At 68.3% G+C, this 20423-nt stretch carries 18 protein-coding genes; 10 read left to right on the top strand and 8 right to left on the bottom strand.

From position 1 onward, the window contains the following. The first annotated feature begins 39 nt into the window (after positions 1–39). The 6 genes from AC54T2_RS01925 to AC54T2_RS01900 all read left to right on the top strand — a co-directional run bounded on the left by AC54T2_RS01925 (position 40) and on the right by AC54T2_RS01900 (position 4601). Positions 40–549, top strand: coding sequence for a thioredoxin family protein (locus AC54T2_RS01925; protein WP_496665383.1), 510 nt, complete (start codon positions 40–42; stop codon positions 547–549). A 286-nt stretch (positions 550–835) separates the two neighbouring features. Then, on the top strand, positions 836–1309 hold the full coding sequence (locus AC54T2_RS01920) for a DUF4395 domain-containing protein (protein ID WP_496665382.1): 474 nt from the start codon (positions 836–838) through the stop codon (positions 1307–1309). A 61-nt stretch (positions 1310–1370) separates the two neighbouring features. Then, a complete protein-coding gene (locus AC54T2_RS01915; RefSeq protein WP_186339262.1) occupies positions 1371–2219 on the top strand; it encodes a sulfurtransferase in 849 nt (282 codons plus the stop codon). A gap of 1 nt (position 2220) precedes the next feature. Next, a complete protein-coding gene (locus AC54T2_RS01910) occupies positions 2221–2526 on the top strand; it encodes a DUF1416 domain-containing protein (RefSeq protein ID WP_186339261.1) in 306 nt (101 codons plus the stop codon). Positions 2527–2700: 174 nt separating this feature from the next. Further along, complete coding sequence (locus AC54T2_RS01905) at positions 2701–4194, top strand: sensor histidine kinase (RefSeq protein WP_496665381.1); 1494 nt, start codon at positions 2701–2703, stop codon at positions 4192–4194. A 284-nt stretch (positions 4195–4478) separates the two neighbouring features. Beyond that, the gene (locus AC54T2_RS01900; protein WP_260988495.1) at positions 4479–4601 is read left to right on the top strand and encodes a hypothetical protein; all 123 of its coding nucleotides are present in this window, start codon (positions 4479–4481) and stop codon (positions 4599–4601) included. A gap of 9 nt (positions 4602–4610) precedes the next feature. Here AC54T2_RS01900 and AC54T2_RS01895 read toward each other — a convergent pair whose 3' ends face one another. Next, positions 4611–5978: a helix-turn-helix domain-containing protein gene (locus tag AC54T2_RS01895; protein WP_496665380.1), complete on the bottom strand. Its 1368-nt coding sequence runs from the start codon at positions 5976–5978 to the stop codon at positions 4611–4613. A 219-nt stretch (positions 5979–6197) separates the two neighbouring features. Between AC54T2_RS01895 and AC54T2_RS01890 the strand changes: the two genes are divergently transcribed. Continuing rightward, entirely contained in the window at positions 6198–7829 is a 1632-nt protein-coding gene (locus tag AC54T2_RS01890) for a sugar transferase (RefSeq protein ID WP_496665379.1), read from the top strand. Then, positions 7829–8974 carry a DUF1972 domain-containing protein gene (locus AC54T2_RS01885; RefSeq protein WP_496665378.1) on the top strand — a complete coding sequence of 382 codons (1146 nt, stop codon included), beginning with the start codon at positions 7829–7831 and terminating at the stop codon, positions 8972–8974. Before AC54T2_RS01890 ends, AC54T2_RS01885 begins: the two co-directional genes overlap by 1 nt. 408 nt (positions 8975–9382) lie before the next feature. Here the strand turns inward: AC54T2_RS01885 and AC54T2_RS01880 are convergent, their stop codons facing one another. From AC54T2_RS01880 to cysD, 5 genes are all read right to left on the bottom strand, one after another. Then, the gene (locus AC54T2_RS01880) at positions 9383–11221 is read right to left on the bottom strand and encodes a glycosyltransferase (RefSeq protein WP_496665377.1); all 1839 of its coding nucleotides are present in this window, start codon (positions 11219–11221) and stop codon (positions 9383–9385) included. Between the two features lie 134 nt (positions 11222–11355). Continuing rightward, the gene (locus AC54T2_RS01875; protein ID WP_496665376.1) at positions 11356–12051 is read right to left on the bottom strand and encodes a hypothetical protein; all 696 of its coding nucleotides are present in this window, start codon (positions 12049–12051) and stop codon (positions 11356–11358) included. A gap of 784 nt (positions 12052–12835) precedes the next feature. Beyond that, on the bottom strand, positions 12836–14002 hold the full coding sequence (locus tag AC54T2_RS01870) for a lipopolysaccharide biosynthesis protein (protein WP_496665375.1): 1167 nt from the start codon (positions 14000–14002) through the stop codon (positions 12836–12838). Between the two features lie 135 nt (positions 14003–14137). Continuing rightward, positions 14138–15439 carry a sulfate adenylyltransferase subunit CysN gene (cysN, locus tag AC54T2_RS01865; RefSeq protein ID WP_186339251.1) on the bottom strand — a complete coding sequence of 434 codons (1302 nt, stop codon included), beginning with the start codon at positions 15437–15439 and terminating at the stop codon, positions 14138–14140. Further along, the gene (gene cysD / locus AC54T2_RS01860; protein ID WP_186339250.1) at positions 15439–16353 is read right to left on the bottom strand and encodes a sulfate adenylyltransferase subunit CysD; all 915 of its coding nucleotides are present in this window, start codon (positions 16351–16353) and stop codon (positions 15439–15441) included. The genes cysN and cysD overlap by 1 nt, the downstream gene beginning before the upstream one ends. A 101-nt stretch (positions 16354–16454) precedes the next feature. On the opposite strand from cysD, the gene AC54T2_RS01855 reads away from it, so the two are divergent. Then, positions 16455–17636: a glycoside hydrolase family 16 protein gene (locus AC54T2_RS01855; RefSeq protein ID WP_496665374.1), complete on the top strand. Its 1182-nt coding sequence runs from the start codon at positions 16455–16457 to the stop codon at positions 17634–17636. A gap of 18 nt (positions 17637–17654) precedes the next feature. On the opposite strand, the gene dtd is transcribed toward AC54T2_RS01855, so the two are convergent. Continuing rightward, positions 17655–18083 carry a D-aminoacyl-tRNA deacylase gene (dtd, locus tag AC54T2_RS01850; protein ID WP_489975243.1) on the bottom strand — a complete coding sequence of 143 codons (429 nt, stop codon included), beginning with the start codon at positions 18081–18083 and terminating at the stop codon, positions 17655–17657. A gap of 17 nt (positions 18084–18100) precedes the next feature. Here dtd and AC54T2_RS01845 point away from each other — a divergent pair, with 17 nt between their 5' ends. Next, positions 18101–18937, top strand: coding sequence for a beta-keto acid cleavage family enzyme (locus tag AC54T2_RS01845; protein ID WP_496665373.1), 837 nt, complete (start codon positions 18101–18103; stop codon positions 18935–18937). A 22-nt stretch (positions 18938–18959) separates the two neighbouring features. Here the strand turns inward: AC54T2_RS01845 and AC54T2_RS01840 are convergent, their stop codons facing one another. After that, positions 18960–20348: a tyrosine-protein kinase domain-containing protein gene (locus AC54T2_RS01840; protein WP_496665372.1), complete on the bottom strand. Its 1389-nt coding sequence runs from the start codon at positions 20346–20348 to the stop codon at positions 18960–18962. Positions 20349–20423: the final 75 nt, after the last annotated feature.

Here is a 20423-nt window from a genome sequence, read left to right as displayed (position 1 = left end):
GCCCGGAACAAATCCGGCGAGTGGCGTCGTTGGGCGGAGGTGAGCACCGGAGCCGGGATCGTCGTCGCCGCCGTCGTGCTGGCGCTCGGGGTCGGCCTGTGGCGCCTGGCCATGGACGGCCGGTTCCGCGAGACCCGCGCCGCGCGTCCCACCTCCCCCGCCGAGGGACGGACCGACGAGGGACAGGCCGCCGAGGGAGCCGCCGGTGCAGCCGCGGGTGCAGCCGCCCCGACGGAGGCGTTCGCCGGCGCCGAGGTGGTCACCGCGGTGGGCCGCGAGCTGGGGGAGCGCGCGACGTTGCTGCAGTTCTCCAGCGCCTTCTGCGCGCCGTGCCGCGCGACCCGCCGGGTGCTCGACGAGGTGAGCGGCCTGGTCGACGGCGTCGCCCACGTGGAGGTCGACGCCGAGCACCACCTCGAGGCGACCCGCGCCCTCGGGATCCTGCGCACGCCGACCACCGTGGTGCTCGACGCGTCGGGCGCGGAGGTCGTCCGGGCGAGCGGTGCGCCCACGCGCGACCAGGTGCTGACCGCCCTGGCCCGGGTCTGATCTCAGGATATGGATGCGTGGGTCACATGGTGAGACGAAGCGGAGCCCACAGCGTCGGACGGCCTAGTGTCGTCGTCATGTCCTCGACCATGCTCACCAAGCGCCGCGCAGTGGACCACTGCCGCGTGCACTCGGCGCTGTGTCGAATGTCGTAGCGGTCCCGCCGCCTCTCTGAGTCCTGTCGTCCAGCCGTCGTCGCTGGACCGTGCTCGGTCGGTGGGACCCGCGTGCCGGGCCCCGTCCCAGCGCGCCCGGCCCCGCCGCGCCGACCGACCACAGGAGAGACATGACCAGCACCACTGCGACGCCCCGTCCGGCGGGGTCCGCCCGCCCTGACGGGCTGATCGACCCACGCGGCCCGCAGCTCGCCGCCGCCGTGACCGCCGTCGTCCTGGCGAGCGTCCTGCTGCTCCCCACGCCGTACGCCGTCGCGCTGCTCGCCGTGCAGGCGGCGCTGTTCGCCGTGGGCGCCGTGCGCGGCGTGCAGGCCACGCCGTACGCATGGCTGTTCCGCCGGCTCGTGCGACCGCGCCTGGCCCCGCCCGCCGAGTGGGAGGCCCCCGAGCCGCCGCGCTTCGCCCAGGCCGTAGGCCTCGCGTTCGCGCTCGTCGGACTGGTCGGCTTCGCGGCCGGCGCCACCGTCCTCGCCCAGGCCGCCGTGGGGCTCGCCCTGGTGGCCGCCCTGCTCAACGCCGCCTTCGCCTTCTGCCTGGGATGCGAGGTCTACCTGCTCGTCCGCCGCTTCATCGCCACCGTCTGATCTCCACCCACATCTTCACCCACATCTTCACCGCCGCACACACCCAAGGAGCACATCACCCATGAGCCGCGAGAACTCGCTCGTCACCGCCCAGTGGGTCGAGGACAACCTCGACACCGACGGCGTCGTCCTCATCGAGGTCGACGAGGACACCACCGCCTACGACAAGGGCCACATCCGGGGCGCCATCAAGCTCGACTGGACCACCGACCTCCAGGACCAGGTCCGCCGTGACTTCGTCAACAAGGAGCAGTTCGAGGCGCTGCTGTCCGAGCGGGGCGTCTCCAACGACGACACCGTCGTGCTCTACGGCGGCAACAACAACTGGTTCGCCGCCTACGCCTACTGGTACTTCAAGCTCTACGGCCACCAGGACGTCAAGCTCCTCGACGGCGGCCGCAAGAAGTGGGAGCTCGACTCCCGCGAGCTGACCGACGACCTCCCCACCCGCGCCGCGACGACCTACACCGCCACCGAGCAGGACACCTCGATCCGTGCCTTCCGCGACGAGGTCGTCGCCGCGATCGGCACGCAGAACCTCGTCGACGTGCGCAGCCCCGACGAGTACGCCGGCCGGCTGCTCGCCCCGGCCCACCTGCCCCAGGAGCAGGCGCAGCGCGCCGGTCACATCCCGACCTCGGTCAACGTGCCGTGGAGCAAGAACGCCAACGACGACGGCACGTTCAAGTCCGACGAGGAGCTCGCCGCGCTCTACGACGAGGTCGGCTTCGACGCCGACAAGGACACCATCGCCCTGTGCCGCATCGGCGAGCGCTCCTCCCTGACGTGGTTCGTGCTGACCGAGCTGCTCGGGCGCAAGAACGTCAAGAACTACGACGGGTCGTGGACCGAGTACGGCTCGCTGGTCGGCGTGCCGGTCGCCCTCGGCGACGAGCCCGGGGAGGCCTGACATGTGCGGAGCGAAGCAGGGCGGGCTCTCCCTCGACGGGGTCAACGTCGCCAAGGAGGCCGTCATCCAGGGGCAGGTGCTGCGCAGCGGTGACGAGCCGGTCGCCAACGCCTACGTGCGCCTGCTCGACCGCAGCGGCGAGTTCACCGCCGAGGTGCCCACCTCGGCCACCGGGCACTTCCGCTTCTTCGCCGGCGACGGCGAGTGGACCCTGCGGACGCTGGCGCCCAAGGCCGAGCCCGTCGACACCCGCGTGGTGGCCGCGACCGGCTCGGTCGCCGAGGTCCAGGTGCTCGTCAGCGCCTGATCGCACCAGTGGTCCAGACCACCGGAGGACGCTCCGTGCCCCGAGCACGGAGCGTTCCCCTCATTTTCGCCACGGTTCGTCTCGACCCCGGACGGGCCGGTCGCCTCGGCCTTACGTTGGGATCTCGGGTCGTACGTCGCACACGGGCTGTGTCGTCAAGGGGGAGGTGTGGGGATGGTCGCTGAGACGACCCCTGGCCCGACACCCGTGCTCGCGACCGACGAGCTCTGGCGACTCACCATGGAGCACTCGCCGGTGGGCATGGCGATCGTGTCGCCGGCCGGCTGCTTCACGACCGCCAACGGCGCACTCTGCGACATGCTCGGCCACGACGCCGACGTGCTCGCGACCATGACGTTCCACGAGCTCACCCACCCCGACGACCTCGCGGTCGACCTCCGCCTGTTCGGGGAGGCGCTCGCCGGCAAGATCAGCTCCTACCGCATCACCAAGCGCTACGTCCGCGCCGACGGCAGCATCCTGGTCGGCGACCTGTCCGTCGCCCTCCTGCGCGACGCCTACGGCGCACCGGTCCACTTCATCGCGCAGGTGGCCGACCTCAGCGAGCGTCATGCCTTCGCCGAGCGCCTCGACGCCGCCGAGGCGGCCGCCGACGCCGACCGGCGCACCGCCCAGGCGGTCTTCGAGGGCGTCGCGGTGGGGCTGCTGCAGATCGACGCCGACGGGCGCTACCTCCTCACCAACACGCGGCTGCGGGAGTTCGTCGATCTCGCCTTCCCCGGCGGCCACCACGGCGTCGCCGGCCAGACCGGCCTCGCCTTCGGCATCGACGAGCAGCCCCTGGCCGCCCACGAGGTCCCGTCGGCGCGCGCCGCTCGCGGCGAGGAGTTCGACGACCTGCGCCTCTGGGTCGGCCACGACCCGCACACGCGGCGAGCCCTGTCGGTCTCGGCCCGCCGGGTGCTCGACCGCTCCGGGTCCCCCGCGGGCGCCGTGCTGGCCTACCACGACGTCACCGACCAGGTCCGGGCGATGGGCGTCAAGGACCAGTTCGTCTCCGCGATCTCCCACGAGCTGCGCACCCCGCTCACGGCGGCGCTGGCCTACCTCGAGCTGCTCGACGACTCGACCGATGTCACGCCCGAGGGCCGCGAGCAGGTGAGCGCCGCGCGGCGCAACATGCTCCGGCTCTCGCACCTGGTCGCCGACCTGCTCTTCACCACGCGCGTCTCGGCGGGCTCGCCGCTCGTCGACCCCTACCGTGTCGACCTGGCGCTGCTGCTGGCCGAGGCGGTCGACGCGGCGTCGTTGCACGCCGACGGCGTGGGCGTGCGGGTCGAGTGCCGGGTGCCGGAGACGCTGCCGGCGCTCGTCGACGGAATGCGCATGCGCCAGGTCTTCGACAACCTGCTCGACAACGCCGTCTCCTACAGCCGCCCGGGCGGTGTCGTGACCGTCGACCTCGGCGTCCGCGGGGAGCACACGGTGCTGACGGTCACCGACGAGGGCATCGGCATCGACGCCGACGAGGTGGAGGCGGTCTTCGACCGGTTCTACCGCGGCACCAACGCCGGTCGCCTGCACGTGCCCGGCACGGGGCTCGGTCTCACCATCGTCCGCAGCATCGTCGAGGCGCACGGCGGAGTGGTCTCGCTGGAGAGCACGCCCGGCGAGGGCACCAGCGTCTGCGCGCTGCTGCCGCGCTGAACCCCCGCCATCACGCGGGGGCGTCGTGCCTGCGACGCGGAACGAGAACGGCCCCCCGCGTGTGGGGCGCGGGGGACCAGGCGCCTCGGGGGGAAGCGCACCTTCTCTCGAACCGACGACGCGGGGGACGCCGTCGGGCGACATCTCGGCGGGGGGTTTGCCAAGTGTGTCTTGCCAGATCTTGCCAGAGAGGGGGCGCCCGCGCCGCGGTTTTGACACAATCGCCGCGAGCGTCCGTCTTCGCGGTGCCGCTCGGTCAGCCCACACCCCACAAGGAGCCACCCATGAAGACCTTCGCTCGCCTCGCCGTCGCCGCCACCGCCCTCGTCAGCATCGCCGGCATGGCGGCTCCCGCCACCGCCGCGCCTCGTGACGTGGAGATGCAGCGCAACATCTGGTGCTGCTGAGACTCGCTCTTACGACGCGGATTCGCGCGTGAGCGCAGGTGCGGTCGTACGAGTCCTGAGACCGGTCGAGGCCGCGGCGCGACGATAGGCGTCCGTCGCGGCCTCGACCAGGCCGACGCCCTCCAGCAGGGCGGCCAGGTCGAACCACAGCTGGGCCGCGCTGTTGTCCGCGCCGATGCTCGACAGCTTGAGGACCGCCGCTTGGTAGAGGCGCGCTGCCTCGTCGGTGTCGGCGCGCGCTGCACTGATCCGGCCTTCCAGGGCGAGCGCCTCGGCCTCGGCCAGCGGTGACTGGCCGTCCGACGTCGCGTGCACGTCGGACAACAGGCGGCGGCACTCGTCGTGGTCGTCGGTGAGGAACGCCGCGCGAGCCAATCCGAGCAGGGTCCAGGCCTTGTCCATCGGGGTGGCGCTGCTCCACTCCATCTCGGACACCGCCTGCTGCAGGTTGTTGCGCGCGTCGTCCACCGCGGGAGGCTCCAGCTCGAGCTGGAGGCGCCCGACCTCGGCGCGCAGACGAGCCAGGTTGCGGGCGTCCTGGCCTTCTCCCAGCAGGGCGAGGGCGCGCTCGGCGAGCGGGACGGCCGCGGTGATGTCGCCCCGGTTGGCCTGCATCACGCTGGCGTTCCAGTAGGCGGACGCACGGGCGCGTGGCGAGTCGAGGGTCTCGGCCTGCGTGATCGCCTTGGCGCAGAGTCGGACGGCGTGGGCCGTGTCGCCGCGCTCGAAGTAGGCCGCCGCCACCGTGACGGTGAGCTGGACGGCCTCGTCGCTCGCGGCGAGTCCGGCGGCGCGCAGCTGCGCGAGCACGTCCTCCCCGCAGGAGATCGCGCGGCCGAGGTCGCCGGTCTCCCGGTGGATGCGGCTGAGGGCGATGCCCGCCTTGATGCGGCTGACGCCGCTGACGGTGTCGTCCTCGAGGAGAGTCTCGAGCTCGATGATGGCGTCGTCCTCGCGTCCGCCGGCCTCCAACGAGCGGGCGTGGAGGAGCCTGGCGCGTTCGCGCATGCCGCTCCCGGGCACGTCGTCGACGCGGCTCAAGGCTGCGTCGAGGTGCTGGGCGGCTTCGGCCGGTTCGCCGGACTCGAGGGCGAGCTCGGCATAGTCCAGCGCCAGCCGGACCTCGTCAGGATCGCGCCCCGGCTCCACGGCGAGCAGCGAGTCGATCGACACGTCGAGCCGGCCGGCGAGCGAGGTCAGCGCCTTCACCGTCGGCTTGCGCGCGCCGGTCTCGAGGCGGGAGAGGTAGGCAACCGACATCGTGTCGCCGACCACCTCGCCCTGGGTCATGCCCTTGGCGAGGCGGATCGAGCGGAGGCGAAGCCCCAGTTCGTGAGCGTCGGCCCCGGCGAGCAGTTCGGCTTGACGTGCGTCCATTCGAACATTGTGCGGGTTGGGGGAGGGGAGTTGTTGAATTCTGGCAAAACACGTTCGCCGCCCGGGCCGGCGGGTCCGTCCGGGCCTGCGGACCCGACCAGGCGGCCCGTGCCGACGTCGAGCCCACCTGTACGCGGGCGCTGGCCCCGTCCATAAGGATGGGACTCATCAACAAGTGAGCCACAGCTCGCCCTACCAAGGTCCCATCTTCGTTCAACTTTGCACGAGCACGGCTCATCGCCGCTTAACGTTGCGACCGTCAGTCAGGGTTTGGCTGACGCTTTATCCGGGGGCTTGTCTCGGTGTGTTGTTCTAGCCATCCGCGGGGGATGCATGTCCGTAGTGAGTCGCGCGCCCGATGCTTCCCTGCCTCCGCCGAAGGCGTTGCATCGCTCGATCCCAACCGTCTCCCGTGAGGCTGACGGAGCCGCCGAGTGGCGTCGGCGCCACGCGCGGGCCCTGCTCCTCGGCGATCTGTTCGTCCTGGCGGTCGCACTCGGCATCGCCCAGGTGGTCCGCTTCGGCCCCTCGGCTGCGCCTGAGGTGGGAGGTCTGGGCGCGACCTACCCTGCGCTCGGGCTGGTCCTGGCGGTCGTCTGGTGGGCGTCGCTCCAGATCCACCAGTCGCGGAGCTCGCTCGTTGTCGGGCACGGGCCGGAGGAGTACCGGCGCGTGATCGTGGCGACCTTCCGGGTGTTCGCGGTGATGGCGATGCTCTCCCTGGCGCTGCAGATCGAGGCGTCGCGCATCTACCTGGCCACCGCGTTCCCACTGGGACTTGTCGGCCTGCTGCTCGAGCGCAAGCTTGCTCGCGTGGGGTTGCACCGCGCGCGTAGCCGCGGGGGTGCGACAACGAAGGTCCTCGTCGTCGGCGGCACGCGGTCTGCCGCGCAGCTCACCCGGTGGTTCGACCAGCACCCCACTGCCGGATATGCGGTGGGCGGCGTCTGGGTCCCGGACGTAGACGGTCCGATCGCAAGCCTGGAAGGTTTCGTCGGACACATCCCGCTGATGTCGGCCAGTCTCGACTTCGCCGAGGCTCTCGCCGTCTCGGAGGCCGGAGCGGTGGTGGTCACTGATACCGAGCACCTCGGTCACGACTCGTTGCGCAGCCTCAGCTGGCAGCTTGAGGGCACCGGGGTCGAGCTGATGATCTCCCCCAACGTGCTCGACGTGTCCTCCGCCCGGCTGCACCTCAACGACGTCTCGGGCATGCCGATGCTTCACCTGCGCGAGCCGCAGTACGCCGGCGCGGACCGATTCTTCAAGCGCGCTTTCGACTTCGTCGGTGCCGCCACGATCCTTCTGCTGCTGGCACCCGTCCTTCTCCTCACCGCGATCGCCATCAAGCTCGACTCGTCGGGACCGGTCTTCTACCGCCAGGAGCGGGTTGGTCGCCACCGCGCCCTGTTCCGGATGACCAAGTTCCGTTCGATGGCGGTCGACGCCGAGCAGCGTCTGGAAGGTCTGCGCGCTCTCAACGAGTCCGACGCCGTGCTGTTCAAGATGCGGCACGACCCGCGGATGACCCGCGTCGGACGGTTCATCCGCCGCTACTCGATCGACGAGCTCCCGCAGCTGCTCGACGTGCTGCGAGGCGAGATGAGTCTGGTCGGCCCGCGTCCGTCTCTCGCTGCCGAGGTGGAGCAGTACTCGGTCCAGATGGGCCGTCGGATGTACGTACGACCGGGCATGACCGGGCTCTGGCAGGTGTCCGGCCGGAGCGACCTCTCGTTCGACGAGGCCCAGCGCCTCGACCTCGCCTACGTGGACAACTGGTCCATCACCGGCGATCTCATGATCATGCTGCGCACCGTGCGCGCCGTCACTCGGGGACAAGGGGCCTACTGATGACCACGTTCGACACCGAATCCTTCGAAGCGACGGCGGGGTCCGATTCCAGGACGCTGCACGTCGCGATGATCGGCACGCGCGGCGTACCCGCGGCGTACGGCGGATTCGAGACCGCCGTGGAGGAGGTCGGACGTCGCTTGGTCGAGCGGGGGCACCGGGTGACGGTCTACTGCCGTAACGCCGACACCTCGATGAAGACGCACCTGGGCATGGAGCTCGTCCACCTCCCCGCCGTGAAGAGGCGCTCGCTCGAGACCTTGAGTCACACCGGCCTGTCTGTCCTTCACGCGATCAAGCAGCGACCCGATGCAGCCATCCTCTTCAACGCGGGCAATGCTCCGTTCATCGGGTGGCTGAAGGCCGCCGGCATCCCGACCGCGGTCCACATGGATGGTCTGGAGTGGAAGCGGGCCAAGTGGGCCGGCCTCGGTGCCAAGTACTACAAGCGGGCCGAGCGTGTGGCCGCCCGCTCGGGTCTCGCGCTCATCGCGGACGCGCAGGGAATTGCGGACTACCTCAAAGCCGAGTACGACCGAGAGAGCCACCTCATCGCCTACGGGGCGCCGATCATCGACCCCGGGGCGGACAGGCTGAGCGAGCTCGATCTCGCGCCCGGGCAGTACCACTTGGTGGTTGCGCGGATGGAGCCTGAGAACCACGTCGACGTGATCGTCGAGGGTTACGCGGGATCCGGCTCGGAGCTCCCTCTGGTGGTCGTGGGCACGGCTCCGTACGGGGACGAGTACATGTCCCGAGTCAAGGAGGTCGCAGGGCCGGCGGACGTGCGATTCCTCGGAGGTCTCTGGGATCAAGACCTGCTCAACCAGCTCTACGCCAACTGCCGCAGCTACCTTCATGGGCACTCGGTGGGCGGCACGAACCCGTCGCTCCTGCGGGCTATGGGGTGCGGTGCGCCCGTGACGGCCTACGACGTGGACTTCAACACCGAGGTAACGGCGGGTCATGCACGTTTCTTCGGGTCAGTTGAGGACGTTTCGGTTGCCATCAAGGCGGACGATCATGACGCCACCAGGTGTCGCATCCGTGGGGCTGCGGGCCGTGATCGCGCGCTGACCGCATATCGGTGGGATGACGTCGCCTCGTCGTACGAGGCGCTGCTGGTCCAAGTCGCCGGCAGGTGAGGTGACTGGCCGCTTGAGGTGTTCGGCTTGGTCATCGCGTAGCAGCGCGGCTGCTCCAGCGTTGGATGAACCCATGTCCGCGGCGACGGGCCGCTTGCGAGAGGGCGGCGGTGGCGTGCCTCGAAGTGCACCGAGCCAGAGCTCAAGCAGATGGAAGGTCGGCCACGAGTCTCCGGGTGATAGTGCTCGGCGAAGAGTCCTGTCGTCGACAAACGCCGCCGTGTTCCGCGCGATCCAGTGGGTGTCGAGCGGTAGGCCGAGCGACCGTCGCCGGCACGCCCACGGTTGTCAACTGGTCCCGCGCAAGTCCCGGTTCAGATCGGCCCAGTCGCCAGGGGATCACGACGAGGCAGCGGCCTGCGTCCTGGCACTCGTCATCGATCCGTCCGCACCCAACCTTCACAGTGATTAGCCGTCCTGAGCTGCGCCGGCTCGTTGACCCTCTCGGTCCGTCGAACCGGTCGATCGCCTCTTCGATTCCCACTCTCGCCCGGTGGCCGGCCTGGGGCCAAAACCGCCGAGCAGACCATCGCGCAATCCCGCTAGCGAGGCAGCAGCCTTGTCTCGACGGTGCGTCTCGATCGTCACGGCGAGAATGTTGGCAACGATGGTCTGCCTGAGAGTTCGTAGAAGCCACCGCGGCTCGTTCCGGCCGTAGCGACGAGCTAGGAGGAAGCGGTTCCTGTTCATGTAATACCGGCGGAATGCCCCATGGGATGTTGCTAAGGGAGCAAAGTTCCCTAACCTGAACACCGGCTCCGATGGTCCCCCTCCGAGCACATGCCCCATCTTGACGTCGCGGCATACGCCAACTTCGAGGCCGAACCGTCGTGCCCGAAGGCAGTACTCAGTGTCGACGCCATCAATGAACAGCGACTCATCAAAGAACCCCAGGGCGTTGATCGTCGCCGACTTCAGGGTCATGCCGCTCTGCAGAATCTCGGTGACGGCACCGTTACCGTCGCTCGTGTAATCGATGCCGGGCAAGGTTCCTGGACCCACCAGATCAAACTGGCCGGAGTCCAGGTGGCCGCCAAGGGCTGCCAACGAATCAGCGTCGAGCCGAGAGTCTTGGTCCAGAGTGGTGATCACCTCAGCCCCATGCTCGAGCGCGAAGGCCACGCCGACGTTCAGTGCGGAAGCGATCCCAGAATTGGCTTCGAGCCGAAGCAAAGCGGCTCCGTCGATTTCCGGAATAGGCACGTCCGAACCGTCATCCACCAGCACCACCTGCGCGACGGGGCGCAGGGTCTCGACGATCAGCCGGACAGCTTCGAGGTCGGCGCTATGCAGTGGTACTACAACCCAATGGGTTGCGCCGGACTCGACGGAAGAACGGGCTACTATGCGGGCACGGCGACGCCAATCTGGCACGTCGGAACACCCATACCAGCCGGCTTGTAGCCCTTTGAGCAAACGCCGCCGCGCTCGCACCTCGGTAGGGGCCTGACGACAAGCCGACACGAGCCCACCTCGAGAGCCGCCTTCGCGCAGGACGACCGCTCCCACGACAAGTACGTCACGTACCAACGCACGCGAGATCGACCCAGGGCGGTTGACGAGCCCGTGTCGCGCAAGTATCAGGAACCGATTCTGGACGCTCAGTCTGTTTGTGGTCGGGTTGGACCGATCGGTCCCAGGCGACCCTCGGTAATGCACACCAACCGCCTGATTGAGAACAAAACTACCGATTCCGAGCATTCGTGCCCGCAGCCCAAGCTCTGCATCCTCGCGATACGCGACAAAGCGCTCGTCGAAGAACTCACCGGTGGCAGCGGTGAGTCGCAGCCACGCGGACTTCGGGGCTACGAGCAGCGCGCCTGTTATCGCATCCACTCGATAATGGTTGGGGAGTCGTCCGAGTAGTTCGAGGTCTTCGTTCTGGAATAGATCGAGATGCCTCGCGTCGGGCGTCCAACGTATGCCGGCGCTGTCAATGACCGGCTGGTGCGTGGCTTGTTCGCGGCTTCCAAGCTGCAGCACTCCCGAAACAAGGTGGTGGTCGCCCAGCGCGGATGAGAAGTCTGCGAGATCGGTGAGGGCTCCAGTGGCCAACGTAACGTCGGGGTTCAGAATCACTACATGCGTCGCTCCTGATTCAAAACCCGCCTTCAAGGCCAGGTTGTGCCCGCCAGCGAAACCCAGGTTCGAGCCCGTTCCCAGCACCAAGCATCCTCCACGCAGTTGTTCGGGGACGAGTTCAAGTGCCTGCTCGGGGGTCAGGGTGGCGCAATTCCGCACGATCATCAATCCGTCTATGCGTTGCGCAGTGAGACTCTCGAGCGTCGCGGTCAGCAATGCGATGTCAGGCCTATATACGACAATGCTCGCAATAACGGAACTGGTTGGATTGCTGGGTCCTACTAGCCCATCAGAGGGTGTCACCTTGTCGCCCTTCTGCTGTGAGAGATGCCATCAGCAACGCCCGCGCGGACGGGTAGCACGCTGCTGAGTGCGTACAGGAGAGCGAACAGTACCAAGGCAGGAATCAAGTAGGTAGCGACCGTGGTGGCAACACCCGCGCCGAATACGCCGGCCCAAGTCGTTCCAAAAACTAGCGCAAAGAGCGCCCCGATCGGAGAGTCTGGAAGCATCTTGGCCGCCGCAACTGCGACAAAGGCGACTAGGCAGGAGAGCATGACGACGCCTACCGTACCCGCGAACAGGAATCCTTCGGCCGCCAACGGAACAGCAATCGCGCCTCCCGAGAAATCGAGTCCAGCATTGGATTTCAGGATATCTCCGATAAGTGGCTGGGGTCCTGGGAGATATGTCGCAAGGGCGGTGCTGAAGAGGTGGAGTCCAGCCAGTCGACTGTCGGGTGGCAAGTCAAGCACGACGCCCCCTGAGTACGGGTCGGCCGCGAGCCTCTGGACAGCGAGCTCGAAAAAGGACGCGTCGCCCCCAGCGTATCTGAGCGTGCCGAGTAGCCAAGCCCCCAGGACCGCCACCACGCCCCCAACCGCCAAGCGCAGATACGGCAACTTCCATGACCTGGTCAGCAGGCCCGCTCCGACGGCAACCAGAATCGCTTTAAGCAGTGCCGCGCGAGAGGCTGTCAGGCCGACGACCAGCACGCAAGCGACAATGAGAAGAAGTTTGGCGCGCCGCGTACTTGTCGTGCGAGTGATGCCAGACGCAACTGTTGCCCCGACGGCAATCGAGGCGCCAATATGGACGACTGCCAGCATCGCGCCAGCTCCGCTGCTCGCTTGCACTCGCGCTTGCTCTGCGTTGAACAGAAGAAGGGGCACACCTCTTCGCGAGAAAAAGAGCACAGCTGCAGAAACTGCAGCCGCTGTCGAGACGACTCCCAGCCAATTCATCGTTTGCACCCGTCGTGCGTGCCATAACGATGTGTCGAACTGACATACCTTGCCGGATAGGCATACAAGGATCATGAAGATGCCAAGCGAGAGCCACATCAGAGAAGCGGCCCTGTCGTGCGGCGAATATGAGGAGTACGGTACGGCGAATAGTCCCAATGCGGACGGGAGCACCCCGAGAACGAAGCACATCACGCGGGGGTCGTATAGTTTGGTCAGCCCCAAGTGAGTTGAGACGGACAAAACTGCGGTCACGATCCACAGTGCGCTCACCATAGGATGCGACTGAGGGACAGCGATCAATGTCGCAGAAAGCCCCGCATTCGCGATGAGAATGAGGGGTCCAACAGGTCTTGCGTCAGCACTCACGCGCCCTACCTTCACCTGCCTGCTAGATGACCGTAAGGCTACCACCGACTGCTCCGAAGGTCGTGAGAGCAGAACTTGAGCCGGGCGAGGCGACACGCTACCGCATCACTATTGCCTTGGGTCGGCAAATTCCTGCGGTGGGTGTCACGCTCGGACGCCATCACTCTCACTTCGATCGTCTCGATAGGGGCGCCGCGGAGAGGCATACGAAAGCGAAAGTGAGCTCGGCTGCGACCATGCCAAGTAGCGCTCCGTCGCTACCCAACGAAAGCACAAGAACCCAGCAACTGGGGAGTCCAATCGCCGCGCTCGCGATAGTGCCCACGAGTACACGTGACTGGTGACCGAGGGGGATTAGCCAGAGTCTGCCGATGCATGTGTTGATCGCGATGCCGAGGTAGATGGTCGCAATCAACGGTCCAGTCAGGGCAGAACTCAGCCGGTAGTTGAATAGTACCTGACTCAAGGCGGGTGCTATCAGCGCGAGGATGATGGCGAACAGGACAGACAGCGCAAGCATGTACTTGACAGACCGTCGGTATCTCTGCGCGCTGCCAGCGCCCATGAAAGCGTTGGCCATCGAGATGGTCGCCAGGTTGGCGTAGTTCACCAGTCGCTGTGATGCCGCGAACCCGAGGGAGCTGGCGGGGGCAATAACGTGGATAAGGGGAAGCAGTGCCGTCGAGTACAGCGAGTTGAGCAGAGCGATACCGACCCCTCGTGCATTCGATCGCAGTTCTGTCGAGAGTCTCCGGTTTGGGATCGAGATCGGCAATTGACGCAACTCGCGTCGATAGAATACCGGGTAGGCACACGCGACCGCTGTGAGGATCAGGAGGGGATAGACCACCGCCGGCGCTCCAACCAGAACGAAAACGCACGAGGCAATCGCCGCCGATGCCCTTGGGATCGAGTCGAAACGAATGAGCGACGACGGGATCCTGCGCCCACTGCACCACCAGCTCGGGCCAATTCCTTGCGTGGCGACAGCTAATACATTGATGCTAGCAAGAAGCGAATGGTCGCCGGCAGTTATCAGGAAGGCAGCGATGCTCGCTGGTGCCCAGGTCACGAACAGGACCGCGCCCCGTGTGCGCAGACTGCTACGAAGCTGCAGGGCTGCTTGGTCCGATGGCATTGATGCCACTCGTTGTGGTCCCGCCACGTCCCAGCCCCAAGTACTGATGATGGCTACGAAGCCGCCCAGCGCTTGGCCGATAGACAGAGCCAGGAACGCACCGCTGCCGTGTACGTGCGCGATTGCTACGGTGCACAGAAGGGGCGCTAGGCTGCCGATGAGCGTTGCGAGGAAGAAGCCCGAAACGTGCCTCACTGATTGACACTCCTGTGCGCACCGCTCTCGTGAGCGTTCAGATGGTTAAGAGCATCGGACCCATACTTCGAAGCGGACCAGGCGCCGCGTGGGCACTACCGTCCTGATCGAGCGCCCTCAGTGTGCTCGGCGACGTCAACTAGCGCTGTTGATCATGCCGGCGCCGACGGTGACCCCGGTGGCCTCGTCGATGAGGATGAACGAGCCCGTGGTGCGGTTCTTCGAGTAGGGGTCGCACAGCAGCGGCACGGTGGTGCGCAGCTGGACGCGGCCGATCTCGTTGAGCCCGAGCTCGCCGGCCTCCTGGTCGCGGTGCAGGGAGTTGACGTCGAGGCGGTACTGGATGTCCTTGACCATCGCACGGCCCGTGCGGGTGGTGTGCTTGATGGCGAGCTTCTGGCGCGGGCGCAGGGGCTCGTTGGTCATCCAGCAGATCATCGCGTCGATGTCCTGGCTGGGCTTGGGCGCGTTCTTGGGCCGGGCGATCATGTCGCCGCGCGAGACGTCGACATCGTCGTCGAGGTGGATGGTCACCGACATGGGCGGGAACGCCTCGGCGATCTCGGTGTCGAAGAGCTCGACCTTGGAGATGGTCGAGGTCATGCCGCTGGGCAGCACGACGATCTCGTCGCCCTTCTTGAGCACGCCACCGGCGACCTGGCCGGCGTAGCCGCGGAAGTCGTGGTAGGCGTCGGACTTGGGGCGGATGACGTACTGCACCGGGAAGCGGGTGTCGACCAGGTCGCGGTCGGAGGCGACGTGCACGTGCTCGAGGTGGTGCATCAGCGTCGGCCCGGAGTACCACGGGGTGTTCTCGGAGCGATTGACGACGTTGTCACCCTGCAGCGCCGAGATCGGGATGACCTCGAGGTCGGGGATGTTGAGCTTGGTCGCGAAGTTCGTGAACTCCTTGTGGATGTTCTCGTAGACCTCCTGCGACCAGTCGACGAGGTCCATCTTGTTGATCGCCAGCACGAGGTGCGGCACGCGCAGCAGCGAGAGCAGCACCGCGTGGCGGCGGGACTGCTCGGTCAGGCCCTGGCGGGCATCGACGAGCACCAGGCCCAGGTCGGCGGTCGAGGCGCCGGTGACCATGTTGCGGGTGTACTGGATGTGGCCGGGGGTGTCGGCGATGATGAACTTGCGCGCGGGCGTGGCGAAGTAGCGGTAGGCCACGTCGATGGTGATGCCCTGCTCGCGCTCGGAGCGCAGCCCGTCGGTCAGCAGCGCCAGGTCGGTGTAGTCGTAGCCCTTGGACTGGCTGGTCGACTCCACCGCCTCGAGCTGGTCCTCGAAGATCGACTTGGAGTCGAGGAGCAGGCGCCCGATGAGGGTGGACTTGCCGTCGTCGACCGAGCCGGCGGTCGCGAAGCGGAGCAGGTCCATCTCGCCCTGGGCGGCGGTGTGCGCGTCGGAGGTCTGGGGGGTGCTGGCCATCAGAAGTAGCCTTCCTTCTTGCGGTCTTCCATGGCTGCCTCGGAGAAGCGGTCGTCGCCTCGCGTGGCGCCTCGCTCCGTCACCCGGGCGATGGCGATCTCGTCGATGATGGCGGCGGTGTCGGTGGCCACCGACTCCACGCAGCCGGTCTGGGTGCGGTCACCCACGGTGCGGAAGCGCACCATCTTCTTCTCGACCGTCTCGCCGCGCTTGGGCTGGATCTCGGGGCCGATGGAGAGCAGCATGCCGTCGCGCTCGACGACCTCGCGCTCGTGGGCGAAGTAGATGGAGGGGATCGCGATCTGCTCACGGTGGATGTAGTGCCAGATGTCGAGCTCGGTCCAGTTGGACAGCGGGAAGATCCGCATGTGCTCACCGGCGTGGATGCGCCCGTTGTAGAGGCTCCACAGCTCGGGACGCTGCATCTTGGGGTCCCACTGGCCGAAGTCGTCGCGGTGGGAGTAGACGCGCTCCTTGGCGCGGGCCTTCTCCTCGTCCCGACGCCCGCCGCCGAACGCGGCGGTGAAGCCGTGCTCCTCGATCGCGCCGAGCAGCGTGCCGATCTGCATGCGGTTGCGGCTGGTCTTGCCGTCGTCGACCACGTGACCCGCGGCGATGGCCTCGTCGATCGTGGCCACGATCATCCGCGCACCCAGCCGCTCGACCCACGAGTCGCGGGTGGTCAGCACCTCCTCGAAGTCGAGGCCGGTGTCGACCTGCAGCAACGGGAACGGCAGCTTCGCCGGGAAGAACGCCTTCTCCGCCAGGCGGAGCATGACGATCGAGTCCTTGCCGCCGGAGAACATCAGGACCGGCTTCTCAAACTCGGCGGCGACCTCACGGAAGATGTGGATCGACTCTGCCTCGAGCTGGTCCAGCTGACTCAGCTGGTAGTCGACGTGGGTGTTGGTCATGGCGTTGCAGGGACCTCTCTAGGGACAGCAGCCATCATCGTAGCGACGGGCGGCGTGGGGGACGATTCGCACTGCCGGGCACGGTCGGACAGACTCGGAGGATGAGCCGCACTCCCCGACTCGTTCCCCGCTCCCGCACGCGGGGGCGCGCCCTGGTCGCCTGCTCCCTGGGCGTGGCGCTCGTCACCGCCGGCTGCTCCTCGAGCGGTGACGGCGAGGCCGCGCCGCCGTCCTACGAGCGGAGCGACGACGTGACGGCGGACGTACTGCCGCAGCTCGCGGCCAACGGCGAGGACGTCGAGGCCGCCGACGACGCGGCGTGGCTGGTCGACGCCACCGTCGCCGACGTCGACGAGGGGACGACCGTGACCCTCGTCGCCCGCACGGACGACGGCTGGACCGAGGTCGACGAGGAGGAGACCGACGCCACGGGGTGGGTCTCCCTGACCAGCCGCGCGTCCGGTGACCTGCACGTGGTGGTCGGGGAGGGCGAGGACGCGATCGGCGCCGAGGTCTCGACCGACGACGCCCCCGCGGCGACGTTCACCGACGACTTCGACGACGACTCCGTCGACGTCGAGGGCGCGACGTGGGTGACCCGCGACCAGGGCTACATCGGCGTACGCACCTGCTCGCGCGCCAGCTCGGACGCCGCCGAGGTGACCGACGGCGTGCTGCGGCTCAGCGTGCTCGAGGACCCGGACCGCAAGGGCGACGTGTGCACGTTGCCCGGGCGCCGCAAGAAGTTCCCCTACCGCCTCAACGGCCACGTCGGCACCGAGGGGACCGTGGGCTTCACCTACGGCTTCGCGGCCGCGCGCATCAAGACCCAGGCGGCTCGCGGTCAGCACGCGGCGTTCTGGATGCAGGCCGTCGGCGGGCAGCGCAGCGGGGGCCCCAAGAAGGGCGGCGCCGAGATCGACGTCATCGAGTACTTCGGCGGCGGCCACCCCGAGGGCGGCCTGACCAGCTTCACCTACTACCTCGACAAGGCCGGGAAGAAGCAGACCGTCGGTGGCTGGCTCCCGGACGCGAAGGAGCTCGGCGACGACTGGGCCGAGCAGTTCCACGTGTTCTCGCTGGAGTGGACGCCCGACGAGTACGTGTTCCGCATCGACGACCGGGTCACCCAGCGGCTCGAGGGGCCGACGGCCGGGCGCCCGGAGTTCCTCATCCTCAGCCTGCTGTCCTCCGACTACGAGCTGCCCCGCTTCGACGGCGAGCTGCCCGAGACGATGGAGGTCGACTGGGTGCGGGTCTGGGAGACCGGCCCGAAGCGGTAGTGCCCACGGGTCGGCGGCCTACGGCGAGTCGAGGACGAGCGTGACCGGGCCGTCGTTGACGCTCGCGACGCGCATGTCGGCGCCGAAGCGGCCGCGCTCGACGTGCGCGCCGAGCCGCTCGAGCTCGGCGCAGACGGCGTCGTAGAGCGGCTCGCTGACCGGGCCCGGCGCGGCGGCCTGCCAGGTGGGTCGGCGGCCCTTGCGCGCGTCGCCGTAGAGCGTGAACTGGCTGACCACCAGCACCGGCGCGCCGACGTCGCTGGCGCTCCGCTCGTCGCGCAGCAGGCGGAGGTCCCAGATCTTGCGCGCGACCCAGGCGACCTCGGCGGTCCCGTCGTCGTGCGTCACGCCGAGGTAGACCAGCAGCCCGGGTCGGTCGAGCTCGCCGACCACCTCGTCGTCGACCCGGACGCTGGCGGAGAGGACCCGCTGGATGACCGCACGCATGGTGCAAGGATGCCGCCATGCCTGCCTCACCCGCCGACCACCTGCTGATCACGGTCGCCCCCACCGGGGCCGAGACCGCCAAGGCCGACTGCCCGCAGCTCCCCACCACCCCGGAGGAGATCGCGCGCACCGCGGCCGAGTGCGAGGCCGCCGGCGCGGCGATGATCCACCTCCACGTGCGCGACTCCTCCCACCAGCCGACGCTCGACCAGGCGCTGCTGCGCGAGTGGGTCGCTGCGGTGCGCGAGTCGTCCTCGCTCGTCGTCCAGCTCTCCACCGGCGGCTCGGTGCACGACCCGCTCGACGAGCGGTTGACGGTGCTCGACGCCGAGCCCGACTCGTGCTCGCTGACGATGGGCACCACCAACTTCGGCGACGACGTCTTCCTCAACCCCTGGCCCTTCGTCCAGGACCTCTACCAGCTCGCCCTCGCGCGCGGGGTCGCCCCGGAGTTCGAGCTGTTCGACCTCGGCCAGGTGCACGCCCTCGGCCGGCTGATCCGGCAGTACGGCGTCCCGGCCGGTGGCAGGGTGCACGTCGACTTCGTCATGGGCGTGCCCGGCGGCATGCCCGGCACGGCCCCGGCGCTGGTCGCGGGCGTGGCCGCGCTGCCGCCGGAGGTCACGTCGTGGTCGGCCACCGGCATCGGCCGCTCGACCCTCGCGGTCGCGATGGCCTCGCTGTCGATGGGCGGGCACCTCCGCGTGGGCATGGAGGACGTGCTCACCATCAGCCGCGGCGTGCCGGTGGAGTCCAACGCCCAGCTCGTCGAGCGCGCGGTCGACCTCGGCCGGATCGCGCAGCGTACGCCGATGACGTCCGCCCAGTGCCGCGAGCTGCTCGGGCTCGCCTGAGCCGTCCGGGTCCTGCCGGCGGTCAGCGCCGGCGGCGCTTGCCGCCCCCGGCCGCGGCGGCGTCGTCGAGCGGGGCGTAGCCGTAGCCGTAGCCGTAGCCGCTGGAGGCGGCCTTGGCCGGCGTCTGGTTGACGACCACGCCGAGCGTGGTGGCGCCGACCGAGTCGAGGCGCTCGATGGCGGTCGACAGCTGGTCGCGGGTCGTCCGCCCGTGGCTGACCACGACGACCGCACCGTCGGCGCGGGTGGCGAGCAGCGCGGCGTCGGTCACCGGCAGCAGCGGCGGGGCGTCGAGGATCACGACGTCGTAGCGTGTGCGCAGCTCGAGCAGCAGCATCTCCATCGCCTGGGACTGCAGCAGCTCCGACGGGTTGGGCGGGATCTGGCCGCACACCATGACGTCGAGCGACGTGTCGGCGTACTGCTGCATGACGTCCTCGGCACTGACCTTGCCGATCAGGACGCTGGTGGTGCCGATGGCGTCGTCGAGCTCGAGCCGGTCGGCGATGAGCGGGCGGCGGAGGTCGCACTCGACGAGCGCCACCCGCTGGCCGGCCTGGGTGAGCGTGACCGCGAGGTTGACCGCGGTGGTGCTCTTGCCCTCGCCCGGCAGCGAGCTGGTGATCACGAAGACCTTCTGCTCCTTGTCGACGTCGACGTACTGCATGTTGGTGCGCAGCACGCGGAAGGCCTCGGCCCACGGCGTCGCGGTCGACAGCACCTCGTGGGGCGAGCGCTTGGCGTCGTTGTCCTGGAAGATGTTGCCGAGGACGGGGGCCGAGGTGATCTCGGCGACGTCGTCGGCGCCCTTCACGCTGGTGTCGAGGAGCTCGCGCGCCACGGCCAGGCCGACACCCAGGAGGAGCCCGAGGATGCCGGCGAGCGCCAGGTTGCGCAGCGGCTGCGGCGCGACGGGGGAGCGGGCGACCTGGGCGTCGTCGATGAGGGTCGCCTTGACGACGGCCGCGGTCTCGCCGCGGGGCGTCTCGAGCTCCTCCACGAGGAGCTGCAGCTGCTCGGCGTAGACCTGCGCGATGTCGCGGGCGCGCTCGGGGTCGGCGTCGACGGCCTCGATCTCGAGCAGCACCGTCTCCGGGACGGCCGAGGCGGTGACCTGCTCGCGCAGGTCCATCGCGTCGGTGTCGCCGAGCTCGGCGGCCACGCGCTCGGCGAGCTGGTTGCTGGTCACCAGGTCGGCGTAGGACGCCACGCGCTGGGTGGCGAAGAGGTTGCCGGTGTAGGCGCTGTTCTCGTCGGTCTGGCTTGTCGAGACGAAGATCCGGGTGGTGGAGGCATAGGTCGGGGTCACCGACCAGGTCCACACCGCGGCGACCGCCAGGACGATCAGAACACTCCCGAGAACCAGCCGCCACCGCCGTCGGACGGTGCGCCAGTAGTCCTGCAGCTCCACGCTTCACTTCCCCCTGTTGTCAACGAAACTTCGCAAAGAATAGGGGTGGTGTGGTCCTCGCCCGTCATCGTGGCG

The organism is Nocardioides sp. Z35_8, assembly GCF_059621125.1.
Note: the sequence above shows the minus strand (reverse complement) of the source record. Positions and strands in the feature narration are given on the sequence as shown.